This is a genomic window from Flavobacterium sp. W22_SRS_FP1, from assembly GCF_052113685.1.
GTDB lineage: Bacteria > Bacteroidota > Bacteroidia > Flavobacteriales > Flavobacteriaceae > Flavobacterium.
In genome coordinates, this window is record NZ_JBGQOE010000006.1 from 19962 (window position 1) to 32941 (window position 12980).

The 12980-nt window shown below is 37.2% G+C and carries 7 protein-coding genes; 4 read left to right on the plus strand and 3 right to left on the minus strand.

The window, feature by feature from the left end; translation table 11 throughout:
- The first annotated feature begins 104 nt into the window (after nucleotides 1-104).
- From ACEN2H_RS05275 to ACEN2H_RS05290, 4 genes are all read left to right on the plus strand, one after another.
- Nucleotides 105-3044 carry a SusC/RagA family TonB-linked outer membrane protein gene (locus tag ACEN2H_RS05275; RefSeq protein WP_441731095.1) on the plus strand — a complete coding sequence of 980 codons (2940 nt, stop codon included), beginning with the start codon at nucleotides 105-107 and terminating at the stop codon, nucleotides 3042-3044.
- Between the two features lie 17 nt (nucleotides 3045-3061).
- Nucleotides 3062-4651 carry a RagB/SusD family nutrient uptake outer membrane protein gene (locus ACEN2H_RS05280; RefSeq protein ID WP_441731097.1) on the plus strand — a complete coding sequence of 530 codons (1590 nt, stop codon included), beginning with the start codon at nucleotides 3062-3064 and terminating at the stop codon, nucleotides 4649-4651.
- Between the two features lie 22 nt (nucleotides 4652-4673).
- Nucleotides 4674-5732 (plus strand): SusE domain-containing protein, encoded by a 1059-nt coding sequence (locus ACEN2H_RS05285; RefSeq protein WP_441731099.1) that lies wholly within the window; start codon nucleotides 4674-4676, stop codon nucleotides 5730-5732.
- Nucleotides 5733-5806: 74 nt separating this feature from the next.
- Nucleotides 5807-8653 (plus strand): alpha-amylase family glycosyl hydrolase, encoded by a 2847-nt coding sequence (locus tag ACEN2H_RS05290; protein ID WP_441731101.1) that lies wholly within the window; start codon nucleotides 5807-5809, stop codon nucleotides 8651-8653.
- A gap of 109 nt (nucleotides 8654-8762) precedes the next feature.
- Here ACEN2H_RS05290 and acs read toward each other — a convergent pair whose 3' ends face one another.
- From acs to ACEN2H_RS05305, 3 genes are read right to left on the minus strand one after another with little or no spacing between them, the layout of a single operon-like run.
- Nucleotides 8763-10670: an acetate--CoA ligase gene (gene acs / locus ACEN2H_RS05295; protein ID WP_441731103.1), complete on the minus strand. Its 1908-nt coding sequence runs from the start codon at nucleotides 10668-10670 to the stop codon at nucleotides 8763-8765.
- 4 nt (nucleotides 10671-10674) lie between these two features.
- Nucleotides 10675-12597 carry a propionyl-CoA synthetase gene (locus tag ACEN2H_RS05300; RefSeq protein WP_441731105.1) on the minus strand — a complete coding sequence of 641 codons (1923 nt, stop codon included), beginning with the start codon at nucleotides 12595-12597 and terminating at the stop codon, nucleotides 10675-10677.
- An 18-nt stretch (nucleotides 12598-12615) separates the two neighbouring features.
- Nucleotides 12616-12978: a response regulator transcription factor gene (locus ACEN2H_RS05305; RefSeq protein WP_441731106.1), complete on the minus strand. Its 363-nt coding sequence runs from the start codon at nucleotides 12976-12978 to the stop codon at nucleotides 12616-12618.
- Between the last annotated feature and the right edge of the window lie 2 nt (nucleotides 12979-12980).

Genomic DNA, 12980 nt, shown 5'->3' on the forward strand with positions numbered 1-12980 from the left:
CTCTATTAAAAAATGACTTTGTCGAAGGTGTTAATATTTACATAAATTTAGCATTCGAAGTAAGAGTAAAATTCACTAAAATCAAATTAATTTAAACAAAAAGTATGAAAACAATTTATAAAAAGTTGTTATTTTTATTACTGCTACTGCCTTTTAGTATTCTGGCTCAGAATACTCTTAGTGGGACTGTTCTTGATAAAGTTTCAGGACAGCCAATTCCAGGAGTAAATGTAAATATACAAGGAACGACAAATGGTGTTTCGACAGATTTTGACGGGAAATTCCAGATATCAAATGTAAAGAAAGGGGATAATGTCGTTTTTTCTTTTATTGGATACAAGGATTCGGTTATTAATTATAACGGACAAAAATCATTAACTGTTTCTTTAGGAGAAGATGAAAATCAGCTTAAAGAGGTAGTTATTCAAGTGGGTTATGGTACTGTTAAGAAAAAAGACTTAACAGGTGCGGTAACAGTTTTGACGTCTGAAGACTTTAATAAAGGACCAGTAACTTCTGCAGATCAAATGATCACAGGTAAAGTAGCTGGCTTACAAGTTATTAATGGAGGAGGTTCTCCAGGAGAAGGTGCGACTATTAGAATTAGAAGTGGTTCTTCATTATCAGCAAATAATGACCCTTTATATGTCATTGATAATGTTCCAGTTGCGGCCGGTGGTATCAACGGAGGAAGAAATCCATTGACAACAATCAACCAAAACAATATCGAATCTATCACTGTTTTGAAAGATGCTTCTGCAACCGCTATTTACGGTTCTCGCGCTTCGAATGGGGTAATTATTATTACTACCAAAAAAGGAAAAGCGGGTGATTTACAAGTAAGTTATAGCGGGAACCTTCAAGTTGCTGAAATCACAAAGAAGGTAGATGCCTTAAGTCCTACTCAATTTAGAGACTTTATTACCGCTAATGGTACTCCTGCTCAACAAGCGTTAGTAGGTGCTGCTGATACAGATTGGCAAGATGAGATTTACAGAACGGCTATTGGAACAGATCATAATATTGCTTTAAGCGGAGGTACAGACAATATAGTATACAGAGCGTCTGTTGGTTATGCTAATTTGAACGGTATCTTGAAAAGAGACAATATGGAAAGGTCAACTCTTGGAGTTAGTGTTACAGGAAATTTCTTAGATAACCATTTAAAAATAGAATTGAATAACAATACCTCCTTAATAAAAAGTAATTATAGTAATCGTGGTGCAATTGGATCTGCAATAAGTTTTGATCCAACGCAGGTTGTGACGAATGAAGATGGTACTTATTTTCAATGGTTTACTTCGCCTACTCAAATTAATCAATTGGCAGGTAGAAATCCATTGTCTATTTTGAACCAGCAAAATAATTTTGGAACTTCATATAGAAGTATTGGAAATATTCAAACAGAATATAAGATGCACTTCTTACCTGAATTAAAAGCTGTAGCTAATTTTGGTTATGATGAGTTAAGCGGAAGATCATTTGGTAATACGGATGCAGATTATCTAAATGGACTTCCTGGGTCTGGATATAATAACTCCTATGAAAATACAGGTTCAAGAAATAATAAATTGATGGATTTGTATTTGAACTATAGTACAAAAGCGGAGTCTATCGATACTCAGTTTGATCTTACTGCGGGGTATTCTTACCAAGATTTTAGAGATATTAATGACGGTTTTTCATACAATTTTGAAAACGACATTACTGTTGACGGGGTGCCAGTGCCTTCTCGCGTAAACCTTCAATCGTTTTTTGCAAGGACAAATATATCTATCGCGGATAAATATTTATTGACTTTATCGTACAGACGAGACGGGACTTCTAGATTCACAGAGGCAAACCGTTGGGCTAATTTCCCTGCAGTTGCACTAGCTTGGAAATTGAATGAAGAAAGTTTTTTGAAGGACTTTAATGTTATTTCTTCTCTGAAACTTAGGGGAGGTTGGGGTGTAACGGGTCAGCAGGATATTGGAGTAAGTTATCCCTCAATACCATTGTACTTAATATCTAATACCGCCGCACAGTACCAATTTGGGAATGTCTTTTATAATACTTTCAGACCACAGCCTTACAATAGTAATTTAAAGTGGGAGGAAACAACAACTGTAAATGCTGGACTTGATTACGGTTTTTTTAATAATAGAATTACTGGTGCTGTTGATTTGTATAAAAGAACCACCAAAGATTTATTATTATATACGCAAAACCCATCTTTCTTTGGGTTCTCTAACTATGATAATTACAATGTCGGAACTATTGAAAATAAAGGGATTGAAATAGCTGCAAATGTTATTCCAGTTCGTACAGATGATTTAGAATGGTCTATTGGAGGAAATATAACTTTTCAAGATTCCAAAATCACTAAATTGACAACTACATTACCTAATACTCCCGGTATAAATGTAGGGGGATATGAAGGAGCGACAGGAAATACAATTCAAAATCACCAAGTAGGTTATGCGCCAAGTTCTTTTTATGTGTATGAGCAAGCGTATGGTGTAAACGGAAAACCACTTGATGGAGTTTATATCGACAGAAACAAAGATGGAATTATTACAGAACAAGATAAATACCGTTTTCATAAACCAGCAGCGGATATTTTTTACGGTTTTAATACAAGCGTAACTTATAAAAATTTTGATTTTGGAATGAGCTGGAGAGGTTCTTGGGGTAATTATATTTACAATAATGTTGATTCAAGTAAAGGTTCTTTTCAAAATATTTTGTTAAGAGAAACAGATTTGTCTAATGGAGTTGTCAATATTTTACAGACAGGGTTTACTACTCAGGACACTAAAAGATATGAATCTGATTATTATATTCAAGATGCAGCATTTATTAGATTGGATAATGTTAGTGTAGGATATACTTTTAATCAAAAGCCAAATGCAACTTCTTTAGTTAAATTGACATTAGCAGCTCAAAATGTTGTGTTGATTACAAATTATAGCGGATTAGATCCGGAGATTTCTGGAGGTATAGATAATAACTTATATCCAAGACCAATTACTTTCACGTTAGGTTTAAACGTTAATTTCTAATACAAATAACAAGAAAAATGAAAAAGATACAGATAAGATTATTGAGTATTTCTTTGTTGCTGTTGGTGCTTATATTTCCATCATGTACCAGTGATTTAAACCAAGCTCCTGAAAGTACCAACGCCATTCCCGGAGATGAATTTTTTAAAACACCAGAGTCCTATAAACAAAATTTGGCAAAACTATATGCCGGGTTTGCTACTTCAGGACAAACGGCTGCTGGTTCTCCAGATATTTCTGGAATTGATGAAGGGGAAAGCCAGTATATAAGAGGGTTTTGGTTATTACAAGAATTAACAACAGATGAAGCAGTAATTGCTTGGAATGACGGAACAATTAAGGATCTTCATTCTCAAACATGGACATCATTAGACCGTTTTGTAACGGCAGTTTTTGCACGTTATTCTTTCCAAGTAGTAAATTGTAATGAATTTTTAAGACAAACTACCGATGAGAAATTAGCGGCTAGAGGTATAGATGCAACTTTAAAAGCAGAAATCGCTACATACAGAGCAGAAGCTCGCTTCTTAAGAGCAATGACCTATTGGCATTTGATCGATACATTTGGTGGAGGTTCCTTGGTTACTGAAGATTCACCAAGTACTTTCTTCTATCCTGAATATGCTACAAGAGCGGAGTTATACAAATTTGTGGATGATGAATTGACTGCAATTACTCCATTATTGAAAGAACCAAAATCAAATGAAGCTTATCGTGTTGATCAAGCTGCTGCATGGATGTTGCAAGCGAAATTGTATATGAATGCAAAAGTATATATCGGTACTGATAACTATGCGGCTGCTGTTCCTTTAATTACAAAGATTACAGGTTCTAGTTATGCAGTGCATGCTAATTACAACGAATTGTTTTTGGCTGATAATGATAAAAATGGAGCTCAAAATGAATTCATTTTTGCAATAGCATTTGACGGTATTCATACACAAACTTACGGAGGAACTACTTTCTTAACTCATGCTCCTGTGGGCGGAAGTATGGATGCTGCTTCGTTTGGTATCAATGGCGGATGGGGAGGTATAAGAACTACCTCAGCATTTGTTGATAAATTTGATGCAAATACAACAGATACTCGTGGACAATTCTATACAGATGGTCAAAGTAAAGAAATTATAAACATAGGTAATTTTACAGATGGATATGCGATTCAAAAATTTAGAAATGTTGATGTGAACGGAGTACAAGGTTCAGATAAAGCGGGTAATTTCTCGGATGCTGATTTCCCAATTTTCCGTTTGGCGGATGCGTATTTAATGTATGCGGAATGTTTCGTTAGAGGAGCTGGCGGTAATGGAGCAACTGCTTTGGGGTATGTTAACGCTTTACGAACAAGAGCAAACAGCGCGAGTATAAATACAGGTGATTTAACCTTGGGTTTCATACTGGACGAGAGAGCTAGAGAATTACACTGGGAAGGACACAGAAGAACGGATTTAGTTCGTTTTGGCAAGTTTTCAGGAGGTAGTTACCTATGGCCTTGGAAAGGTGGAGTTGCTGGGGGGTCACCAACACAATCTTACAGAGACTTATTCCCTATTCCCGCTACAGCTTTAGCGTCAAATTCTAAATTACAACAAAACCCTGGATATTAATAATTAACAAAACACAATAAAAATGAAAAATATAACTAAATCAATAATTGCTTTATTTGCAGTAGTTGCTCTGTCTTGTAGCGTTGAAGACGTTCAGGATAGACCCGTAATCGAAGGTGTTGATGCGCCTATTTTAACAGCTCCAATATCTGGTGCAGCTTATGTTCTTTTACCTGAAAATGCAGCTGCTCAAGCGGAGCGTTTTACTTGGAAATCTGCTAATTATGGTGGAGATATTCAAGTTACCTATGCAGTTGAAATTGACTCTAAAGGCAATGATTTTCAAACGCCACAAATAGCTGGATCTGTGATTTCAGAAAATCAAGTATCCGTAACAGTGGAACAATTAAATAATGCCGCTTTGTTATTGCAAGCAACTCCTTTTGCTGCTGCTGAATTTGAAGTTAGAGTAAAATCTACTGCAGGGACAATGGCCGATATGTATTCTAATGTGATTGGAATTGTCGTTACTCCGTATACCACTGAAAATCCTAGATTATGGGTTCCTGGTGGATATGCAAATGCTTCTGGATATCCTAATGATTGGGACCCCGCTACATCCCCAACGCTTTCTGCTTCAGGTTATGGAAAAGTTGATTTCGAGGGATATGTTAATTTTAATGACGCAGATGCTGAATATAAATTTACAAGTTTCCCTGAGTGGAAAGGGGAATATGCTGCAGGAGCTACTGCAGGAACAATTGCTACATCAGGCGATAACCTTAAAATTCCTGCTGCAGGTTATTATAAAATTAATGTCGATACTGAAAAATTAACGTACACTGTTGTCGCAACAACTTGGGGAATCATAGGAGATGGAACACCTGGTAGCTGGGATAACAGTACAGCAATGTCTTATGATAAAAACACAAAAGTTTGGACCGTAACTGCTGACCTAACTCAAAAAGAAATGAAATTCAGAGCCAATAACGGTTGGGATATCAATTTAGGTGATTCAGGTGCAGATGGGACAATGGAATATGGTGGAGATAACATCAAAGTTCCCTCTGCTGGAAATTACACAATCACCTTGGATTTAAGTTCTCCGAGAAATTACAAATACAATCTTACAAAGAACTAGTATTTTAATAATACCAAAAGGGCTGTCTCAGGGCAGCCCTTTTTTTTTAAATTAGAATTTAATAATTAAATGTTATGAAAAAAATTACTTTATTATTTTTACTAATATCATCTTTAGGTTTTGCTCAATTTACCAGCGTTCCGTCCCCTGCAATTGCAAGCGGGATCGTTACACTTAATTTCAATAAGACTGGCACTCCACTAAGTTCAAATACGGGTACGATATATGCACATATTGGCTTGACGGTTAATGGAACAAGGTGGCAAAACGTGAAAGGGACCTGGGGAAACAACCCAACACAACCAGCATTGACTTTGGTTTCCGGAACTAATTATAAATTAGAACTGACTCCGGACTTGTATAGTTATTTTGGCGTTCCTACATCGAGTTCAATCACTGAAATTTGTGTTGTATTAAGGAATGATGCTGGAAATATGCAAACAGCTGATACCTTTATCAATGTCGGTGCTTTTCAAGCTAGTTTAAATTCACCAGCAGAAAATAGTTCAACGGTTATCGTCTCAGGAGGAAGTCTCAGTATTTCAGCAACTAATACTGGTGGTAATGCGAGTTACGTATTGAAAGCAAACGGTACTAATTTAAATACAAATACGACCACTTCTAGTTATACTTATACTCATACTAATATAACTACCAATCAAAACTATGAACTTGTAGTTACTCAAGGAACAACGACAGTTAGCAAAAAATTCAGTGTGCTTCTTAACCCAGGGGCAATATCAGCAGCAATGCCTTCAGGATTATTGGACGGAATAAATTATAATTCAACCGATGTTACAAAGGCGACTTTGGTTTTAGACGCTCCATTAAAGGACTTTGTTTATGTAGCTGGAAGTTTCAATAGCTGGCAACCTGATTCTAACTATGCAATGAAGAAGGATCCGTCCTCAGGTAAGCTTTGGTTAGAATTATCCGGACTAACTTCTGGGGAAAATTATACGTATCAATATTGGGTATTTGAAACCACCCCTATAGCAGGGACACCATCTCTTGTAAAAACGGCAGACCCCTATTCTACTTTGGTTCTGTCACCAAATGACGACCCTTATATTCCATCCTTAAGTTACCCGAATCGGCCTGCATATCCTGCAGGCCAAGAAAGAGAAGTTACTGTCTTGCAAACAGGTCAGACTCCATACGCTTGGAGTACAGCAACTACTAATTTTGTGAAGCCAGAAAAAGAAAACTTGGTAGTTTATGAACTCTTAGTTCGAGATTTTGATGCCGCCAGTAGTTACCAAAGTGTAATTGACAGGATAGATTATTTTAAAAACTTAAAGATAAATGCAATTGAATTATTGCCTGTAATGGAATTTGAGGGTAATGAAAGTTGGGGTTATAACACTTCTTTTCACATGGCTTTGGATAAGTTTTATGGAACTTCAAGTAAATTTAAGGAACTAGTAGACATCTGTCATGAAAATGGGATTGCCGTAATTCTAGATCTCGCTTTGAATCACGCTTTTAATAGTAATCCAATGGTGCGAATGTGGATGAACGACCCTGACGGTGATGGATGGGGTTCGCCATCAGCTGAAAGCCCGTATTTCAATACTGTGGCTAAACACAGTTATAACGTAGGGAGTGATTTTAATCATCAATTACCAAAGACACAAAACTATGTAAAAAGAGTAATTAAGCAATGGATAGAAGAGTATAAAATTGATGGGTTCCGATGGGATTTAACGAAAGGATTTACGCAAAATTGTACAGCAAATGACGATTCTTGTACTAATGCATTCCAGCAAGACAGAGTTGACGTTCTGAAATCATATGCTGATTATTCATGGAGTTTAGACCCAACACATTATACTATTTTCGAGCATTTAGGAACGGATACAGAGGAGAGAGAATGGGCAAATTATAGAATTGACGAAACAGTTAGTAAAGGGATCATGATGTGGGGTAAAATGACAGATCCATACAATCAATTGACTATGGGGTATAATTCGAATAATGATATTTCAAGGATGAATAGCGCAGCTCATGGATTTACCAAGAGTAGATTGGTGGGTTATGCAGAAAGCCATGACGAGGAGCGCTTGATGTATAAAAACGTACAGTACGGTGCCAATTTAAACGGATATAATGTAAAAACAGCTAGTACTGCTCTTTCTAGAATGTCCGCATTAGGTGCCGTTTCATTGTTAGTTCCAGGACCAAAAATGATTTGGCATTTCGGTGAACTAGGAATGGATATGTCGATTTTTTCATGCAACAATGGTGCGGTAAATAGTTCTGCTGATGCTATTGCGGGAGATTGTAAACTGGATACTAAACCACAACCGCAATGGGTAAATAATTGGCTCGGAGATACAAATCGAAATAAAATTTATACGGATTGGTCGAAAATGATTTCGATGAAAATTAATGAGCCTGTTTTTTCAGGGACAGCTAGTATAAGTAGTGCTTCACTAACGCCGACAATTAAAATTACCAATAGTGCTTTAGCGGGAACGCAGTTGAAAGATGTACTTGTATTAGCCAATTTTGATTTGTCTACTAAAAATGTTCCTACTGGCTTTCCTTACGCTGGTACCTGGTATAATCTGATGGACAATACATCTATTGTTGTTACAGATGTCAGTGCGCCAATTAGTATGCCTGCAGGAGAATTTAGGATATATGGAAATAAGATAGCTTCTTTGGCAATCGCAAATTTTGAGAAACAAGATGAGATCTATTTATACCCCAATCCTGCAACGAATTACTTCACTTTAAATATGGTGTCTTCTAAAGTTCAAGTTTTTTCTATTACAGGACAATTGATGAAAAGCTTCAATGCTAGTCAGAGTGCGTCTTATCAATATATAGTGAGTGATTTAAGTAACGGAATGTACCTAGTAAAAGCGTATAATGAGAATGATGAGCTTAAGGTGATGAAGTTTATCAAAAAGTAGTTTGTTTGTTTATTTTTAAAAAGTTGTCCCTTAATAAGGACAACTTTTTTGTTTAAAAAAAAGCTGCTTCACTAAGGAAGCAGCTTTCAACTACAAATAAAAACTACTGTTAAATTTTACCATTTTTAATTTCGTCAACAATTTCTGGATTCAATAATGTTGAGGTATCCCCAAAATTAGAATAGTCTCCCTCGGCTATTTTGCGGAGTATTCTACGCATAATTTTTCCAGAGCGCGTTTTTGGTAAACCAGAAACAAACTGTATTTTATCTAATTTGGCGATGGGTCCAATTTGGTTAGAAACCTGTTGGTTAATCTCTTTCTTAAGATTTTCTCGGTCTCGATTTTCTCCAGTTTCTTTTAGAATAACAAATCCATATAAAGCATTTCCTTTAATGTCGTGAGGGAAACCTACAATCGCTGATTCTGCTACTGCTGGATGTTCGTTTATGGCATCTTCGATCGGAGCAGTTCCTAGATTATGACCAGAAACGATGACTACATCATCCACTCGGCCTGTGATTCGGTAGTAGCCTACTTCGTCACGTAAAGCACCGTCACCTGTGAAATACTTCCCTGGAAAGGCAGAAAAATAGGTCTCTTTGTATCTTTTGTGATCGCCCCAGATGGTTCTTGCAATTCCTGGCCAAGGAAATTTTATGCACAAGGCACCTACCACTTGATTTCCATCTATTTCATTTCGTTTTTCATCCATCAATACTGGTTGAATACCAGGTAATGGCAAGGTGGCGTAAGTTGGTTTTGTAGGAGTAACAAAAGGAATTGGCGAGATCATGATGCCTCCAGTTTCCGTTTGCCACCAGGTATCAACGACAGGACAATGCTTGCCGCCCACATGGTCATTATACCAGTGCCAAGCTTCTTCGTTTATGGGTTCACCCACAGAACCGATTACTTTTAAGGTATCCAACTGGTATTTTTGTACGTAATCTAAACTTTCTTTAGCCAAGGCACGAATAGCGGTAGGTGCAGTATAGAATTGGGTTACTTTATGTTTAACGATGATTTCCCAAAAACGGCTAAAATCAGGATAGGACGGAACTCCTTCAAAAATTACGGTGGTAGCCCCATTCAGTAACGGACCATAAAGAATATAGGAGTGACCTGTTATCCAACCAATATCGGCAGTACACCAGAAAACATCATTTTCCTCATAGTTAAATACATTTTTAAATGTATATGCCGTATAAACCATATAACCTGCTGTGGTATGTACCATTCCTTTTGGCTTTCCAGTTGAACCAGATGTATAGAGGATAAATAAAGGATCTTCTGCATCCATAATTTCGGCTACGTTATTGTCTAGCGCTTCTTCTAAGAGAGGCTGTAACCATTGGTCACGCCCTTCCTTCATGTTTATCTGTGTATTGGTTCTCTTTACCACTAATACTTTTTCGACACAATGCGTGTTTACTAAGGCCTCGTCAATGATGCCTTTTAAATCGATGGTTTTATTTCCGCGGTATCCACCATCTGATGTGATTACCATTTTGCAGTCACTATCGTTTATTCTAGTGGCTACGGCCGAGGCTGAAAACCCAGCAAAAACAACCGAGTGGATGGCTCCAATTCTGGCACATGCCAAAGTTGCAATAGCTAATTCTGGAATCATTGGCAAGTATATGCATACACGATCTCCTTTTTGTACCCCTTGATCACGCAAGACGTTTGCCATTTTTGAAACACGCTGATGCAGTTCAGTATATGAAATATGTATAGCCTCTTCACTTGGGTCATTTGGCTCAAAAATGATAGCCGTTTTGTCTCCCTTTTTTGCAAGGTGCCTGTCAATGCAGTTTTTGGTAATGTTCACTTTCGCATCGACAAACCATTTTATTTCGGCTTCAGCCATGTTAAAATCTACTACTTTATCCCATTCCTGGTACCAGGTAAAGTTTTCAGAGGCAATTTTATCCCAGAATTTTTTGGGTTCACGAACTGATTTTTTGTATTCTTTAAAGTATTCTTCTAAGTTATTTATTTTGTAACGACTCATGCTTTTATGATTTAATAGAGTTAGTGTTGTTTTTATTATAAATGCCAATTTCATATTTATCCAAAACGAAAGCGATTTCTTCGACAATGGCTTCATCATCAATGGTTGATGGAATTTGGTAGTCATCACCATCAGCGATACTACGCATTAATTTTCGGAGGGTTTTTCCCGAGCGTGTTTTGGGCAGTCGTTCTACGATGACTACATTTCTTAAAGAAGCAACAGCGCCAATTTGTTGCCGTACTAATTTTATAATTTCCTGTTCCAATTGAAAATGTTCAATTGAATCATTTAATTTGGTTACGACTAAAGCCAATGGAGTTTGTCCTTTCAACGCATCATTGATCCCAATTACGGCGCACTCAGCAACCGATTGATGTGAAGATACAATTTCTTCCATCTCTGAAGTTGAAAGGCGATGTCCCGCTACATTGATCACGTCATCTACGCGGCCGGTAATGAAGATGTCGTCTTCGTCATCTTTATAGCCACCGTCACCAGAGAAGTAATACCCGGGGAACTGCTCCAGATATCCAGATTTAAATCTAGCGTTGTCATGCCATAAATCAAGTAAAGTTCCAGGAGGCAGTGGTAATTTGATAACCACATACCCTTGTTGACCGGAGCCAACTTCAGTTCCTTCCTCATTAAAAATTTTAATGTCATAGCCACAAACTGCTTTACCTACAGATCCTGGTTTTATAGGTAACTTTTCAATCCCAATCATATTTGCAATCATAGGCCAGCCAGATTCTGTTTGCCACCAATGGTCTACCGCTGGAACAGGTATATGTTCTGTATACCATTCCAATGTGGCAATATCGCATCGTTCTCCAGCCAAAAACTGCGTTTTTAAAGAAGTCAAGTCGTATTTTTTTATGAAATCACCATTAGGATCTTCTTTTTTTATGGCACGGATTGCAGTAGGAGCAGTGAACATCGCATTTACTTTGTGCTCGGCAATAACTCTCCAGAACGTACTCGCATCAGGTGTTTTTATAGGTTTGCCTTCAAAAACAATAGTAGCATTTCGGTTGATTAAAGGACCATAGACAATAAAACTATGTCCAACTACCCAACCCACATCTGATGCTGCCCAAAAAACATCATCTTCTTTTACATTATAAATATGTTGCATCGAAAACTTTAAGGCAACAGCGTAACCACCAGTATCCCTAACTACTCCTTTTGGTTTTCCGGTTGTTCCTGAGGTGTAGAGAATATATAAAGGATGTGTCGCATTCACGGGGACACATGCGGCTTCTTCAGAACCATAGACCAAAGCATCGTAATCGACATCATATTTTTTAAACGGAACTCGTGCACCTAGTTTCCTATTCAAAATAATCACTTTTTTAGGTCTGTGTGATGCCAGTTCGATAGCTTCATCTACTAGAGGCTTGTAAGTTATTAAACGGTCAATTTCAATTCCGGAAGAGGCGGTTATAATTAATCGGGGTTTGCAGTCGTCAATCCTAATTGCCAATTCATGCGGGGCAAACCCTCCGAAAACAACCGAATGTGTCGCTCCAATTCTTGCACAAGCCAGCATAGCAAAGGCAGCTTGGGGAATCATAGGCATATAGATTACAGCTGTATCTCCTTTTTTTAGTCCCAAGGACTGCATCCCTCCAGCAAGTTTGGCTACTTCAGTTTTAACTTCTAAAAAAGTGTATTTTTTTACGGTTTGCGTTACAGGAGAATCGTAGATTAAGGCAGTTTGATCACCATAGCCATCCTCTATGTGTTTGTCGAGTGCTAAATAGCAAATATTCAATTCCCCGTCTTTATACCAAAGAGGGTAGCCATTTTCATCTTTCGATAAAATTGTTTCGGGCTTGCGATACCAGTCTATAGCTTCTGCTTGTTCAGTCCAAAATTCTTCTGGTTGCTGAATACTTTTAGCGTAAAAATCTTTATAATTCATGATTTGCAATCTTCTAAATTATTGAATTAAATTTTGTACTTGTTCTACTAATTTTTTTAAAGAGAAGGGTTTGACTACGTATAAATTAGCACCTAATGAAAGTCCCTTTTCAATGTCTTTTTCTTTATTCTTTGCCGATAGGAAGATTACTTTACACTGTTGCAACCGTTCGTCTTTTTTTATTTGTTGCAATGTGGCAAAACCATCAACTGTTGGCATCATAACATCTAAGATAATTACATCCGGAAGTTGGTTATTCAGAATGTCCAATGCCTCTTGTCCGTCACGAGCAATGAAAACTTCAAAATTATTTTTTTTGAATGTATATTCAAGCGACATAACAATATTGGGTTCATCATCTACAATTAAAATTTTTTTCATCT